This is a genomic window from Gluconobacter frateurii, assembly GCF_002723955.1.
Lineage (GTDB): Bacteria > Pseudomonadota > Alphaproteobacteria > Acetobacterales > Acetobacteraceae > Gluconobacter > Gluconobacter frateurii.
This window is the reverse complement of record NZ_BEWN01000001.1, coordinates 674,482-689,867: the sequence shown is the minus strand read 5'-3', so window position 1 is coordinate 689,867 and position 15,386 is coordinate 674,482. Positions and strand designations below refer to the sequence as shown.

General features: G+C 57.6%; 12 protein-coding genes. 6 read left to right on the top strand and 6 right to left on the bottom strand.

The features are described 5' to 3' along the window. Window positions 1-2: 2 nt before the first annotated feature. Window positions 3-1,622 carry a lysine--tRNA ligase gene (locus tag GFR01_RS03195; protein ID WP_099181236.1) on the bottom strand — a complete coding sequence of 540 codons (1,620 nt, stop codon included), beginning with the start codon at window positions 1,620-1,622 and terminating at the stop codon, window positions 3-5. 201 nt (window positions 1,623-1,823) lie between these two features. Between GFR01_RS03195 and GFR01_RS03190 the strand changes: the two genes are divergently transcribed. Further along, on the top strand, window positions 1,824-4,730 hold the full coding sequence (locus tag GFR01_RS03190) for an ATP-dependent DNA helicase (protein ID WP_099181235.1): 2,907 nt from the start codon (window positions 1,824-1,826) through the stop codon (window positions 4,728-4,730). 71 nt (window positions 4,731-4,801) lie between these two features. Here GFR01_RS03190 and GFR01_RS03185 read toward each other — a convergent pair whose 3' ends face one another. From GFR01_RS03185 to GFR01_RS03170, 4 genes are all read right to left on the bottom strand, one after another. Continuing rightward, window positions 4,802-7,741, bottom strand: coding sequence for a TonB-dependent receptor domain-containing protein (locus GFR01_RS03185; RefSeq protein WP_167384191.1), 2,940 nt, complete (start codon window positions 7,739-7,741; stop codon window positions 4,802-4,804). Window positions 7,742-7,985: 244 nt separating this feature from the next. Beyond that, on the bottom strand, window positions 7,986-9,623 hold the full coding sequence (gene groL, locus GFR01_RS03180) for a chaperonin GroEL (protein ID WP_063903047.1): 1,638 nt from the start codon (window positions 9,621-9,623) through the stop codon (window positions 7,986-7,988). Window positions 9,624-9,674: 51 nt separating this feature from the next. Then, window positions 9,675-9,965 carry a co-chaperone GroES gene (gene groES, locus GFR01_RS03175; protein ID WP_023945273.1) on the bottom strand — a complete coding sequence of 97 codons (291 nt, stop codon included), beginning with the start codon at window positions 9,963-9,965 and terminating at the stop codon, window positions 9,675-9,677. A 129-nt stretch (window positions 9,966-10,094) separates the two neighbouring features. After that, the gene (locus GFR01_RS03170; RefSeq protein WP_099181234.1) at window positions 10,095-10,289 is read right to left on the bottom strand and encodes a DUF4169 family protein; all 195 of its coding nucleotides are present in this window, start codon (window positions 10,287-10,289) and stop codon (window positions 10,095-10,097) included. Window positions 10,290-10,370: 81 nt separating this feature from the next. Here GFR01_RS03170 and GFR01_RS03165 point away from each other — a divergent pair, with 81 nt between their 5' ends. The 3 genes from GFR01_RS03165 to GFR01_RS03155 are packed head-to-tail and all read left to right on the top strand — an operon-like array spanning window position 10,371 to window position 12,183. Further along, window positions 10,371-11,045 (top strand): dienelactone hydrolase family protein, encoded by a 675-nt coding sequence (locus GFR01_RS03165; RefSeq protein WP_167384190.1) that lies wholly within the window; start codon window positions 10,371-10,373, stop codon window positions 11,043-11,045. Window positions 11,046-11,053: 8 nt separating this feature from the next. Beyond that, window positions 11,054-11,794, top strand: a complete 741-nt coding sequence (locus GFR01_RS03160; protein ID WP_063903104.1) for an SDR family oxidoreductase — start codon at window positions 11,054-11,056, stop codon at window positions 11,792-11,794. A gap of 2 nt (window positions 11,795-11,796) precedes the next feature. Next, window positions 11,797-12,183, top strand: coding sequence for a DUF2934 domain-containing protein (locus tag GFR01_RS03155; protein ID WP_099181232.1), 387 nt, complete (start codon window positions 11,797-11,799; stop codon window positions 12,181-12,183). Window positions 12,184-12,230: 47 nt separating this feature from the next. On the opposite strand, the gene GFR01_RS03150 is transcribed toward GFR01_RS03155, so the two are convergent. After that, window positions 12,231-13,121, bottom strand: a complete 891-nt coding sequence (locus GFR01_RS03150) for an S-methyl-5'-thioadenosine phosphorylase (RefSeq protein WP_023945265.1) — start codon at window positions 13,119-13,121, stop codon at window positions 12,231-12,233. A 257-nt stretch (window positions 13,122-13,378) separates the two neighbouring features. On the opposite strand from GFR01_RS03150, the gene hemF reads away from it, so the two are divergent. Together hemF and GFR01_RS03140 are read left to right on the top strand one after the other, a co-directional pair. Next, window positions 13,379-14,296: an oxygen-dependent coproporphyrinogen oxidase gene (gene hemF / locus GFR01_RS03145; protein WP_099181231.1), complete on the top strand. Its 918-nt coding sequence runs from the start codon at window positions 13,379-13,381 to the stop codon at window positions 14,294-14,296. Further along, window positions 14,293-15,384 carry a hypothetical protein gene (locus GFR01_RS03140; RefSeq protein WP_099181230.1) on the top strand — a complete coding sequence of 364 codons (1,092 nt, stop codon included), beginning with the start codon at window positions 14,293-14,295 and terminating at the stop codon, window positions 15,382-15,384. Before hemF ends, GFR01_RS03140 begins: the two co-directional genes overlap by 4 nt. Window positions 15,385-15,386 lie beyond the last annotated feature (2 nt).

The window sequence follows — 15,386 nt, the reverse complement described above, 5'->3', positions numbered from 1 at the left end:
CGTCAGGCCTGAGGGGTCCCGGATGCCGGGCGGGCCAGTGCGCCCCGAATAAGGGCAACTGTCTCCGGCAAACCGAAGAGCGATGCGAAAATCCCAAAACGAGGTCCCTCACTCTGTCCAAGCAGGACTTCGTACAGGCACCCAAACCAGGATCGAAGCTCGGATTTTTCGAAGTAGCGTTTGCCGACTTCGAACACCACATCCTGCACTTCGACTGGTGGGGTATGAGCCGGAAGTTTTGCCAGTTCCGTCGCCAGATCCTCAAGCCCCTTGCGTTCAGTCTCGGATGGATCACGATAGGTTTTGTTGGGGTAAACCTGCTCCTGGAAATAGGTCAGAGCGCAGCGAACAAGCTTGTCCACATACGGATGAGTTTCCGGCGATAACGTCTCGTCATACCGGCGCAGGAACTTCCAGAGAGTCTCCGGATTATCCGCATTCGCGACGTTCGCTAGGTTAAGAAGAGCCGTGTAGGACACAGGGCTTGTCTCTTCCGGACGCACCGTTCCACCGTGAATGAACCAGACCGGATTGGCCATCAGGTCTACCGGTTCCTGCGTCTCGGCCTTCTGAACCAGGGTCAGATAGTCATCCGTCGCACGCGGGATCACGTCGAAGAACAAACGCTTGGCGCGCGTAGGCTGCTGGAACATGTACTGCGCAAGGCTTTCCGGCGTGCCGTAACGCAGCCATTCCTCAACAGACAGACCATTACCCTTGGACTTGCTGATCTTCTGCCCCTGAGCATCAAGAAACAGCTCATAGGTCAGTCCGGCAGGTGGCTGCTTGCCCAAAATGCGGCAAATCTTCGAGGACAGCTTCACACTGTCGATCAGATCCTTGCCAGACATTTCATAGTCGACACCCAGAGCATACCAGCGCATGGCCCAGTCGGCCTTCCACTGCATCTTGGCATGCCCACCCAGAACTGACGTTTCGAACGTCTTTCCAGATTCATCCTTCCAGACGACGGTGCCGGCATCCGGATCAACCTTGATGATCGGAACCTGCATCACCTGCCCTGTTTCAGGGTGGATTGGCAGAACCGGGGAATATGTTGCACGACGCTCAGGACCAAGCGTCGGAATAATGGTCGCGACGACTTCGTCATGGACTTCAAGCATACGACGAAGAGCAGCATCGAATGTGCCGCCGGTATAATAATCCGTCGCGGAAGCAAATTCGTAGTCAAAGCCGAAGCCGTCCAGAAACTGACGCAGACGGGCATTGTTATGTGCGGCGAAGCTTTCATACTCGCCAAAAGGGTCCGGAATACGCGTCAGCGGCAGGCCAAGATACTTCGCAAGCATCTCCTGCTGCGGGACGTTCGTTGGAACCTTGCGCAAAGCGTCCATATCATCCGAGAACGCCAACAGGCGCGTCGGTCGGCCGGTCAGTGCCTCAAAAGCCTGACGGACCCAGGTCGTCCGTGCGACTTCGCCGAACGTGCCAATATGCGGCAGTCCAGACGGCCCGTACCCCGTTTCAAGCAGGGCCGGGATTTTCGGATCGCGCTCACCCACATGCGCGGCGATTTTTTTCGCTTCTTCGAATGGCCATGCTTTTGGCAACGGCGCATCAGGTGCGAGGGACGGAAAGGTTTGTGTTCTGGAATTGTGCATGATTGCTGGAAAACGTAGGCAGACACGTATCCCGGGTCAAGCAATACGAGAGTGTACGAAGTTTCTCCGGGCACCCTAAAGAATTACGAAATATGTCAAATCCCTGTTGCGTGAAACACGAACACCGCCCCAGACCTGCCCTTTCACGATCTGTTCCAAAAGCTCTCGCCCCTTTCCCCCCTTCCCGCTAGACTAAGCAGAATGCCACCAACCCCCTCTTTTCCGTCGCCATTTGATGCCCCCGCCCTGATTGCACGGCGGGGCCTGTCGTCTCTTCTGACGCCCGACGGAGAACTTCTGGATCTGTCAGCCGAAGACGCACGGGAAAAATTATCGCAGCTTCCCCCACCCCTTCTGGTGCACGGGCCGGCGGCCCTCCGGGCGCTGGACCTCACACCCCTGTCACAGCCGGTTCCCTGGTTCGACCTTCTGGACCTGTTCCTGTTTGTTCTTCCAGCGACAACCGTGGCCCCCACGCCACGAGGACTGGCCATTGCGCTCGGGCTAACGCCTCCCGAAAACGTAACGGCTGATCTTCTCCCGCTTCTATGCGAAAATCTTCTCGGCAGATTGCGCGCCAAAGCGGACACGCCCGAAGGCGCGCGCCTTCGGGCGCTTCTGCTTCCCCTCACACGGGCAGGCTGGATCTGGAGTGGCGAAGTTGCAGACGCGATTGGCTCTGCCTCTGACCCGGGAAGTGCGCATCCTTTTGATGCCGTCCGCATCTGGAGACGGTTGCCCCGTTGGGAGGAAACAGCTCCCCGCCCCGCTCCCAGCAGTCAACCCGTGTCTCCCCGTGCAGCACGCGAAAGACTGCGCCAGATTCTTGGTGAAGGTGCAGAAGAACGCCCCGGACAGGCCGACTTTGCCTCTGTCGCAACGGCCGCCTTCGAACCGCGGGAAACGCTCGGGTCGCCCAACGTCGTTTTGGCCGAGGCCGGAACGGGGACTGGTAAAACGCTGGGATACATCGCCCCTTCCAGCCTATGGGCCGAACAGAATGACGGTGCCGTCTGGGTCAGCACCTATACGCGCCATCTTCAGCGGCAGATCGAACAGGAACTTCATCGCCTTTATCCCGACGAGGCCACACTTCGACAAAAGGTTGTCGTCCGCAAAGGCCGTGAAAACTATCTTTGCCTCCTGAACATGGAGGATCTTCTCAATACCGCCACCTCCCGTGGAAATGACGGTGCAGCAGCATTGCTGCCTCTGGCCCTCCTGGCACGCTGGGCTGAGGCCAGCCGGGATGGCGACCTGATGGGCGGCGACCTTCCCGGCTGGTTCGGAGAACTTTTCGGACAGGGCACGCTTTACGGCGTCGCCGATCGACGCGGCGAGTGCATCCATGCCGCCTGCCCGCATTATCAGGCCTGCTTTGTAGAACACGGCATCCGCCGGGCGCGACAGGCCGATCTTGTCGTCGCCAATCATGCCCTCGTCATGTCTCAGGCTGCTTGGGCCTCATTGGCCCCTCCAGGTCTGCCAGATGAAGATGCTGCTCCCACGCGCTATGTGTTTGACGAAGGTCATCATGTTCCCGAAGCCGCCGACAGTGCCTTTGCAACGGTTCTCTCCGGCCTCGAAGCTGCTGAACTCAGACGCTGGCTTCTAGGCGCTGAAGGCAGTCGATCGCGTGCAAGAGGCCTCTTGCGGCGACTGGATGATCTGGTCGAACGCATTCCTTCGATTGATGCCCCACTTCATGCCGTCCTGCAGGCTGCCCGTGCCCTGCCAGCTCCCGGCTGGAGCACCCGTCTGAAGAGTGGTCCCGACGCTCCCTCTGATGAAGAGGAGGTTCCATCCCTTCTTCCGCTCGAAGAACCAGAACTCGACAATCCCTCAGAGCTGTTCCTTCAGGCACTGGATCAGCAGTTGAAGGCACGCAGATCTCAGGACCCACAACGTGAAAATGGATATATTTCCACGGAGTGCGATCTTCATCCGACGAATGATACCGTCCGCAAAACTGCCGAGGATCTTTCCCGCGCACTGCGTCGCCTCCAAGATCCACTCCTTCTTCTGACCAAGCGCCTTGAGGCCCAGGTCGAAGACGACCCGGAAATGGAAGCCCCAACGCGCCAGCGTATCGAAGCCTTCATCCGGACGCTTCATCGACGCGCCATCAGCCGCGTTACAGGATGGGTTGGAATGTTGGATGCGCTGCAGACACCTCCGGAAGATGGGGTCACACCCGTCCATATCGACTTCATCCGCACGGAACGCCTCCCCAAAACCCGTGCTGCCCAGGGAGATCATGACGTCGGATTGTATCGGCACTGGCTGGACCCGACCATTCCGTTCGCGTCTACCATCCAGACACCGGCTCATGGCCTCCTGCTGACCTCCGCCACCCTCCGTGATCAAACTGGCCCTGAGGACGGGGAAGAAAGCTGGCACGCCGCCGAACTTCGCTTGGGCGCTACACATTTCATGAAGCCGCCGATCCGGGCGTCTCTCATGAGTCCGTTCAACTACGCAAAGCAGACACGCGCTTACGTGGTAACGGATGTCTCTGTAGAAATCGCTTCTCTGGCCCACGCTTTTCGCGCCCTGTTCGAGGCTGCGGGAGGTGGCGCACTTGGACTATTTACAGCCATCCGCAGACTGCGCGAAGTGCATCGGCGCATTAACGAGCCACTGGAAGCGCAGGGTTTCCCCGTATACGCGCAGCATGTCGACGCGATGGACAATGCGACTTTGGTCGACGTGTTCCGCACTGAAACCCATAGCTGCCTGCTGGGAACAGACGCGATGCGCGATGGCGTGGACGTGCCGGGAGAGGCCCTCCGAATGGTGGTGTTTGAAAAAACGCCCTGGCCTCGCCCCGACATTTTACATCGGGAACGCCGGCGCCTCCTCTCCGAGGGCCGCCCCAGCGACTATGACGATCGCATCACCAGAATGCGTCTGAGGCAGGCTTTCGGGCGCCTTATCCGCCGAGGAGACGACAGAGGCGTTTTCGTCATGCTGGATCGCCGCATGCCCTCCCGCCTCCTCTCGGCTTTTCCCGAGGGGGTAGAAGTCCGACGCCTCAGCCTTGCCGAGACCTTGAAGGATATTGAGGAATTTTTGAGCTCTCCTTCCCCGGTTTCCTCGGAAACCTAAGATCGATCAGAGCATAAAAAAAGGCGGTGGAATTTCCACCGCCTTTTTCGTGTCTTCGGACAACGCGAAGATCAGAAGTTCACGCCTGCCTGCAGGAAGACGTTACGTCCCATGTAAAGGTTGCCATAGAGGGCAGCCGCACTGTTGTCTGTACCACCAGCAACAAAAGGAGGCTTCTTGTCGAGCAGGTTGTTCACACCAGCTTCGAAGTTCCACTTTTTCCAACGATAAGTCACCGTGACATCATGAGAGAAGATCCCAGGCGTCTTGGTGCGACCCGAAGCTGAACGGGTAACGTCGGTTTCCGTGTCGTTCCAACGCATACCACCCATATAGCTCATCATATAGGTGACGCCGATTGCACCATGCTGCCAACCTACGGTCGCATAATCGCGAACGCGCGGGTTGCCAGTACCGTTTTGGTAGAACATGCGACCTGCATAATTGTACCACTTCCCACCGATTTCGTTCTGCTGAAGATAGCTCACGAGCTGCTGGAAGTTATTGGATACTGTGAAAACGTCATGAGCCGTGACACGGATACGGTAATCGAGGTCGAAGTCGATGCCGCTCGTCTTGAGGCCACCGATGTTGCCATACAGAGCCGTTACGGAGTTCAGCTGGTTCGTGCTGCTGACGCGGGTAATGTCATTGCAGTACGACGTGGTTGCACCCGTGTAGCACTGATTCATGATGTACTGGCTGCTCAGGTACGAGATCATGTTCTTGAGCGTGTAGTGCCAGTATTCCACGGAAGCCGAGAGACCCGGAATCCAACGCGGCGTGACCGTCGTACCAAACGTGTAGGTACGGCCAGTTTCAGGCTTCAGCTTGGAATTGCCACCAAACAGGGTCGGAACCTGACTGGAAGACGCGGATACGAAGTTGCTGCTGTTAATTCCCTGCTTTGCGCAGTTTGCTGCAACGATTGGCGTCAGACTGCCATAAGTCCCAACCTGGCCGCTGTCACACGGGTCAGTCGCAGACGCATAGCCGAGAGACTGCCCACCATACAGCTCATAAACGTTCGGCTGACGATAGGACGTGCCGAGCGTCGCACGGAAGCGGATGTCCTGAACAGGCGCCCAGTTGATGGAGGCCTTCCAGTTCTTGGTGCTACCGAACGTGTTGTAGGACGAGTAACGGCCCTGCGCGTCCACGGTCAGATCCTTGGCGAGGAACGCATTATGCAGCAGCGTCGCCTTACCTTCGAGGTAACCTTCCGTGACATTGAATCCACCGCCCGTGTAGGAAGCGGAGTTCGTCAGCGTCTGGCCGGATTCCACCAGGGCATCCGGATGGTAGGCAAGCTGCTCACCGCGATGCTCCATACCGAGCGCGATACCCAGATCGCCACCGTTCTTCCACGGCATGTGGGCAACATGGTTGTTGTTGATACGCAGGTTTAGATCACGCAGCTGGTAGTAGTAGTGATCGTGCGAGGTGTAATTCGAGTACTCAGCTGCCTGCGGAGAGAGCTTGTTGAAAGGGTTGGAAAGTGTGCAACCAGCTGCTGCGTTGCAGATCGACGGGTTGTAAATCAGCGCACTGTCAGGATTGCCCGGCTCTTCAGCGGACAGACCATAACTCTGAAGCAGCTTGGAATAATTACCAACGCCAGAGGTCTGGGACATGACCTGGTTCCACCCATAGGTGTATGACAGATCGTATTTCCAGCCGTGGGTGATGTCGCCCGAAGCGCCAATCTTTGCCGTGTATGTGTCGGTCGCAGTCTGGCTGACGCGATCACCCCATTCGCCCATACGCTTGTACATCGTGGCATCTTCGCCAAGCGTATTGTACGGCGCGCTACCCGGAATGGTGATGGCTACCGGCAAAGTGGACGGGTAAATGCTACCTGACACCGGAATCGGCGCCATCTGCGTGTTCGAGTTGCGATGCGAATACAGGAAATTGCCATACGGCGTGAAGTGACTGTTCACATCGTAATGTGCATCGAACGACAGCGTGGCGTCCTGCAGGGAGTTCGTCAGGTTCTGATCGTTACCGTAGTTGTAGCGATCTTTCTTGCTGAAATCGTGGAACGTACCATCACCATTGGGAACATTGTCCGCGGTATCAGTGATGAAACGACCAGCCGTCGGGATGGACGATCCATAAGTCGGCGAAGCACCCGGTGCAATCAGACCAGACACAACCGGATTGGCCCAGTCACGGCTGTTCTGACGGATCCCGCTCTGGGTCATGTAAGAGCCGGAGATCGTGACGTTGCCCTTACCATGATCGAAGTTCCAGCCCTTGTAGCCGGAAATCATGCCGGACTGGCCGTCTCCACGATCAGTGATGCCACCACGAACCGTCAGGTTCGCGTCATCCAGATTGTGCTTGAGCTTGATGTTGATGACACCGGAAACAGCATCCGCACCATAAAGCTCGGAGCCACCATCCTTGAGGATTTCAACGCTCGCCACCTGGTGAACGTTAATGGTATTCATGTCGAAACAGCTGGCGGAGCCATCCATGGCTGCACGCTTGCCGTCGATCAGGACGAGAACACGCTTCTGACCAAGATTACGAAGGTCGATACAAGAAACACCAGCCGTACCGTTGGTCTGGCTGTTTGTCGTGCCCGAAGAGCCAACAGACGGCAGACGCTGCAGGTAGTCACCGAGCGTGTTGGCGCCGGTCTGTTCGATCTGCTTGCTCGTAATAACCTGAACGGGGTTGGCGTTCTGGTTATTGGACGTGCTCAGAGCAGACCCCGTAACAACCACGCTTTCCTGTGTTCCAGAATCAATGGAACGAACAGCATGGGACCGGTTGACCGCTACAGGTGCAGAAAACTGCGGAGCTGCGACCGGACGAGCCACCGAGACCGGAGCTGTTGTTGCAGGCGTCGCAGCAGAACGCACCGGACCATGAGTCACAGTCTTGTGGCGCACATGTGAGGACGTGTGAGTGCTTTCGGTTGCAGCATGAGCAACGCTAGAGAGCGCCCCCATCCCCAGCACCGATGCGCAAAGTAACGTATTGCGACGCGATACGATCATAGTGAAACGAAATCCTTCTAAAGGCGGTGGAGTCCTTTAGACGGATCGTTACGATCATGTCACCCCAAGTTACCGTGGTTACGGTCGTTACATGATAGTTGTGTGACAGGCGTTGCATAAGGGTCACATATGCATCTTGCACATATCAAAAAAAGGCCGCTCCACCTGCGTGGAACGGCCTTTTTTGCAATCTTTCGACACAATTTCCGGCTCTGAAACGAGCCGGAAATCAGGTGCGACCGGATCAGAAATCCATGTCACCCATGCCGCCCATTCCACCCGGAGCGGCCGGAGCCTTCTTCTCTGGGCGCTCGGCAACCATGGCTTCCGTCGTGATCAGCAGACCACCAACCGAAGCGGCATCCTGCAGAGCCGTACGCACAACCTTCGTCGGGTCGATGATGCCAGCGGCAACAAGGTCCTTGTACTCAGCATTCTGAGCATCGAAACCGAAGTTGTAGGTGTCGTTCTCGAGCACCTTGCCAGCGATCACGGCGCCGTCTTCACCAGCGTTCTCAGCGATCTGACGCAGTGGTGTCTGGAGAGCCTTGCGAACGATCTCGCCACCGATGCGCTGATCATCATTGTCGAAGGTCAGCCCCTTCAGAGCAACAGAAGCGCGGGCCAGAGCCGTACCACCACCCGGAACGATGCCTTCTTCAACAGCAGCGCGGGTTGCGTGCAGCGCATCGTCAACGCGATCCTTGCGCTCCTTCACCTCAACCTCGGTGCTGCCACCGACGCGGATGACGGCAACGCCACCAGCCAGCTTGGCCAGACGCTCCTGGAGCTTCTCACGGTCGTAGTCCGACGTCGTCTCTTCGACCTGCGCACGGATCTGGTTGCAACGACCCTTGATGTCGTCGCTGTTACCAGCGCCTTCAACGATCGTGGTGTTTTCCTTCTCGATGTGAACCTTCTTGGCGCGGCCCAGCATGTCGAGGGTAACGGATTCCAGCTTGATCCCGATGTCTTCGGAAATGACCTGGCCACCCGTCAGGATCGCGATGTCTTCCAGCATGGCCTTGCGGCGATCACCGAAGCCCGGAGCCTTGACGGCAGCGATCTTCAGACCACCACGCAGCTTGTTCACAACCAGCGTGGCAAGGGCTTCGCCATCTACGTCTTCAGCGATGATCATCAGCGGACGACCGGACTGAACAACGCTTTCAAGAAGCGGCAGCATCGGCTGAAGCGAAGACAGCTTCTTTTCATGAATCAGGATGTACGGCGCATCGAGATCGGCCGTCATCTTTTCCGGGTTCGTCACGAAGTACGGGGAGATGTAGCCGCGATCGAACTGCATGCCCTCGACGACGTCGAGTTCCGTGTGCAGACCCTTGGCTTCTTCAACCGTGATGACGCCCTCGGAGCCGACCTTCTGCATTGCAGAGGAGATCATCTCACCGATTTCGCGCTCACCGTTGGAAGAGATCGTACCGACCTGAGCGATTTCCTCCGGGGAGGTCATCTTCTTGCTGTTCTTCTTCAGCTCTTCAACAACAACGCCAACAGCCTTGTCGATGCCGCGCTTCAGATCCATCGGGTTCATGCCAGCGGCAACAGCCTTGGCACCTTCACGAATGATAGCCTGTGCGAGAACCGTGGAGGTCGTCGTGCCGTCACCAGCGAGGTCGTTCGTCTTGGATGCGACTTCGCGCACCATCTGAGCGCCCATGTTCTCGAACTTGTCAGCCAGTTCGATTTCCTTGGCGACAGAGACACCGTCCTTGGTGATGCGCGGTGCGCCGAAGCTCTTGTCGAGAACAACGTTACGACCCTTCGGGCCCAGCGTTACCTTGACGGCATTTGCAAGAATATCAACGCCACGCAGCATACGGTCGCGGGCATCGGCACCAAACTTTACGTCCTTGGCAGCCATGTTCTTATCTCCTGTTGAGGTCTTTTAATGAGAGGAAACGGGGACGGCTGTTCAGCCGATCACACCCATGATGTCGCTCTCTTTCATGATCAGCAGCTCTTCGCCGTCGATCTTCACCTCGGTGCCGGACCACTTGCCGAACAGCACCTTGTCACCAGCCTTGACGTCGAGAGCCACGATCTGGCCCTGCTCGTTCCGGGCGCCTGGGCCTACGGAAACGACTTCGCCTTCGGTCGGCTTGTCCTTGGCGGTGTCAGGGATGATGATGCCGCCAGCGGTCTTCTCTTCACCGGTCAGGCGGCGGACCACAACGCGGTCATGCAGGGGACGAAAAGTCGTCATGGATCGCTCCATTTTAGGCCGTGCCCTTCTCAAAAGCGACGCGGCCGGGTTACGCGCTCAATGACTGCAGCGCAGTTAGCACTCCCGTATCGAGAGTGCCAAGAGAGGTAGTCCCAACGACCGTTTTCGTCAAGAACCATCGTCTTTCAGGGAAAAAATTTTCTTGCCATCCAGAAGGGTTTTGAGACGCTGTTTCTCGAAGGAATCTGCCATTTTTTGCCCCTTCGTCCGCCCGAATAGACGACGATTAGTTTCAGCGTCCTTCGCATCCTCCACAGACTTGCGGCGTTTGCGTTCCCGACGGAGATTGATGACGTCGCTCATGGCACCTGCCTTTCCGGCGTTACAGAGACTGGACAGAAATCAATGGACCACAAGCATTCCCAAGAGAAGACCGCGGGCCACATGATCCGCCTCAAGGCGGAAGATGGTCACGAATTCGAAGCATGGGAAACTGGCTCCCCCGAGTCCCCGCGTTCGATCGTTGTCGTACAGGAAATCTTTGGCCTGACGGGACATATCCGGGAGGTCTGCTCGGAACTGGCGCAACAAGGCTTTCATGTCCTCGCCCCGGCTCTTTTCGATCGGGTCAAGCCACACACGGTCCTGGCCTATAACGAAGCAGGTCTGAAGGAAGGTCTGGAGTTCCGCAGCGGAATTTCACCGGACCTGATCCAGCAGGACCTCGCAGCCTGCGCCAAAAAGCTTCGCGAAAATGACGATCAGCGGCCCGTAGGGGTTCTGGGCTTCTGCTGGGGCGGACTCATCGCCTGGCTGGCGGCAACACGGACACATCATTTCAATGCGGCCGTCGGCTGGTATGGCGGCGGCATTGCCAATCACTCCGATACAGCGCCCCACTGCCCGACACAGCTTCACTTCGGTGGTGAAGATGCATCAATCCCACCAGCCGATGTCCAGAAGATCCGCGCAGCACGCCCTGAAGTCGAAGTCTTCCTCTACGATCAGGCCGGCCACGGGTTTGGTTGCCCTGAACGATCCAGCTTCAATCAAGATGCTCGTGACCTCGCCTGGAGCCGTACAACGGCATTCCTGAAACATCACCTCAAGAGAGCATGAGGCCAATCATGGAAGGCATTGCAGGAAAAATCGTCCTCATCACAGGCGGCAGTAGCGGCCTTGGTGAGGCAACCGCGCGTTACCTGGCCGCCCGGGGCGCCTACGTCGCTATTGCAGCCCGACGCCGGGAGCGGCTGGACGAAATCGTCTCGGAACTTGAAGCACTGGGCCAGACTGCTCGCGCCTATACGCTTGACGTCACAAACCGACTGCAAGTGTCTCAGGTTGTTGAAGCTGTCGAGCGCGACTTTGGACGCCTTGATGTACTGATCAACAACGCGGGCCTGATGGCGATCGCTCCCATGAAGAGACTGATGGTCGATGAGTGGGACCGGATGATCGACATCAACATTAAAGGCGTCCTTTACGGTATCGCTGCGGCACTCCCCATCTTCGAGCGTCAGCGTTCCGGGCACGTCATCAACCTGTCCTCCGTCGCGGGGATCAAGGTTTTTGCGCCTGGTGGTAGCGTCTATTCAGGAACGAAATTCGCTGTTCGCGCGATTAGTGATGGCCTGCGGCAGGAAGCAGGCAACGCTTTCCGCGTCACATCCATTGAACCCGGCGCGGTGGAGAGCGAACTCAAAGCAGGTAGCGGTGACAGCGAAAGCCGCAAAACAGTCGAAGAATTTTACAAAATGGCCATCCCGGCAGAGTCCGTAGCACGGGCCATTGCCTTTGCCATTTCCCAACCTGACGACGTGGACATCAACGAGATTGTCCTGCGTCCAACCCTTCAGGAATTCTGATCATGAGCAATAATCCCCTTGAAGCCGACCCGAAACGTGACGCAGCTATCCGTCGCGAGGCCAAACTGCTGTGGGAAGCCGATGGAAAGCCGGACGGTGGCCCGGAATCATACATCGAAAAGGCAACTGACCTGATCTCCATCAAGGGCGTTCCCGAAGGTATCCCCGTTGAGGATCTCCCGCCACCAGAACTGGCAGATGTTCAGATCGAAGATCCGCGTCTTCAGGAAAATCTTGGAGAATTCCCCGAGCGCAGCACGGATCAGGGCGATCAGCGCCACTTCCCTGTCGCAGACCGGAAGGAAGAGCGCGAACTGATGGATGATCCAAGCACCGATGCCGGCCAGCCGGGTTACGCCCAGATCGATGAGAAACAGGAAGGGCCCTGATTGCCCTTCCCTATTGCCGCCCGCCGTTTACACGGGCGGCAAATGCATCAGGCCTTGTTCAGAACACGACCTGCAACGGCATCAAGCTTGGCAACAAGTGCCGGATCGCGCTTTTCAGGTGCGGTGATGATCGCAAAGTCGAGCGCACGCTCCGCAGACAGATCCAGTGGGCGCTTCTGCCCCAGAACCGGGATCACAGCTTTCACGAGACGGCGGGCATTATCCGCATTCCCCTTCATAACCTTCACGACAGCCTCAACCGTGACACTGTCATGTTCGGTGTGCCAGCAGTCATAATCCGTGACCATGGCAACCGTTGCATAGGTCATCTCCGCTTCACGGGCGAGTTTCGCTTCCGGCATGTTGGTCATGCCAACGACTGAGCATCCCCATGACCGATAGAGTTCACTCTCGGCACGCGTTGAGAACTGCGGGCCTTCCATGACGATATAGGTTCCGCCACGCGTCACCGGAATATCAAGCTTGCGGGACTCCGCTTCCAGCACATCCAGCAAACGGCCTGATACTGGATCAGCCATGCCGACATGCGCCACACATCCCGTCTCAAAGAAGCTCTTTTCGCGCGCAAAGCTGCGATCAATAAACTGATCGACGAGCACGAAACGGCCTGGTGGTAGTTCTTCTTTCAAAGAGCCCACCGCTGAGAGCGAGAGAATATCCGTCACGCCCGAGCGCTTCAGAGCGTCAATATTTGCACGGAAGTTGAGGCGTGACGGCGGGATTGGATGCCCACGACCATGACGCGGCAGGAAGACGCATTTTACGCCTTCGAACGTTCCGAAAAGCAGTTCGTCCGACGTCTCGCCCCAAGGCGTCTCAACCCGACGCCATTCCTTGTTTTCCAAGCCGTCAATGTCATACAGGCCGGAGCCGCCGATAACGCCGATAACCGGCTGAATTTCTGTTTCCGAAGACATGGGTGTTCCATCCGCCCCTGATGAACATGTTTGAGGACCGTTCAGGAACACGAGACAGAAGCCAGACGCAAGCCTCTGCTGTTCAGCCCGGTGCAAAAAACGGTTTCATATTTACGAAGCGGCAAGACACTCTCTGCCATCATCGCGCCACAGAGCCGCAGCAGACATGCAACCAGCCAACTGTTCGTATCAAGTGCGATTTGCTAGGACATTCCGCGTAACGCGATTTTGTACCCAGGATGGTAGGGGAGAGAAAAATGGACCAGATCAGCCCCGATTTTGCTGAACTCGTTCGCCCGGATGTGCCTCATGATACGCTGAAGCGTGAGGCGAAGGCCTGGTTTGAATCTCTCCGGGACCGGATCTGCGCGTCCTACGAGCAGCTTGAAGATGAAGCTGTCGAGGGAGGTTCGCAGGTTCTGCGAGACCGCAAGGAAGCTGGCCGCTTCACCCGTACCGCATGGAGCAGGCCAGAAGGCGGCGGTGGCGTTATGTCGGTCATGCGCGGCCGCGTCTTCGAGAAGGTGGGCGTTAACGTCTCCACAGTCTGGGGCGAGTTCTCCCCCGAGTTTCGCAAGAATATTCCCGGCGCATCCGAAGACCCACGCTTCTTTGCGACAGGCGTTTCTCTCGTCGCGCATCCCTGCAATCCGCATGTCAGTGCCGCGCATTTCAATACGCGCATGATCATCACGACCAAGGGCTGGTTCGGCGGCGGTGGCGACATTACGCCAATGTTCCCCGATAGTGCCGAAGCCCGAAGTGACGCGGACTACTTCCACAAGATGTTCGAAGCAGCCTGCAACAAGCATGATCCCGAACACTATCCGCGCTTCAAGGAATGGTGTGACCGGTACTTCCATTTGCATCATCGCGACGAACCCCGCGGTCTGGGCGGCATCTTCTACGATCAGTTCTCGACCGGCAGCCTGGAAGGCGACTTTGCCTTCACGAAAGACGTCGGCATGGCCTTCCATGATGCCTATCCTGCCGTGGTTCGCCGCCGGATGTTCAATCCCTGGACCGAATCTGACCGTGAAGCCCAGCTCATCCGTCGTGGCCGCTACGTCGAATTCAATCTGCTCCACGATCGCGGAACGCTGTTTGGCCTGAAAACTGGCGGCAATACGGAAGCGATCCTTATGAGCATGCCGCCGGAAGTCCGCTGGCCGTGACGTCTCCTTCCACAACGCGCCGTGGCTGCCTGAAAGGGCTGGCCCTGCTCGGTGCCGGAAGCGCCATTCCCGCACTATCTGCGAAGGCGGCTGATATTCCTGATGCCCACCTCCTCCTTGGTGGCACCATGACATCCATTCAGGGACAATTCGGAGAACTGGCGGCGGGCGTCATTTCCCGCACACTGGGCCTGGATGCGCCACTCGAAATTACGCCCGATATCGGCCAGGATGGCGTACGCGCAGCAAACCTTTTCGATGCCAACAGCGCCCCGGACGGAAGTACGGCCCTGATTGCTCCCGGCAGCGTATTGCTGGCCTCCCTCACCGGAGACCCCCGCGTTCATTATGACTTCGCCAGATGGACGCCCCTGCTCACGGCCCACACGACAACCGTAGTCATCGCCAGAGCAGAGCTGCACAAGACCCTTCGAAGCCGTCTCAAGGGCTTTTTCCACGATCATCCTGTACGCCTTGCCGTCTCCCGCCCGACGGGAACAGAACTGGATGCGCTACTGGGGCTGACCCTTCTGGGACTGCGCCCTATTCCCGTGTCTGGCTTTGCCCGAACGGAAGACGCTCTCGACGCATTGGCCAATAATCAGGTCGATGCCGTTCAGCTTCTTCCTTATACGTTGGGCGTCCCGGTTGAAGATATTCTCGCAAAGCTTCCGCCAGACACAGTGCCGCTCTATCACACGGGTGATTTGTCGGACACCAGCGCCGATAGCATTCCAAATTTTCTGGAAGCCTACCAGCAGGCCCGTCATCGACCGCCTGAAGGCGCGCTCTACCGGGCCTGGCAGGCTGTTTCAGCCAGCACCTACACGGCGCTTACCGTTGCACTTCCCATGCTAACGCCCCCCGATCTGGTGAAAAGCTGGCAGAAAGCCTGCTGGGATGCAGCCGTTGATCCAACAGTCCGTCACTGGGCAGAGAAACACCATTTCATGCTGGCTGCCGGTGACAACGCCGCCCCATTCCTGTCCCGTGCCACGCCGGACATCGGGGCAATTCTTGCCCTCAGGCGCTGGATTGCCATGAACACCCCACGTTGGCGGATCGGGCAGGAAACACGTCCGATCTGAGG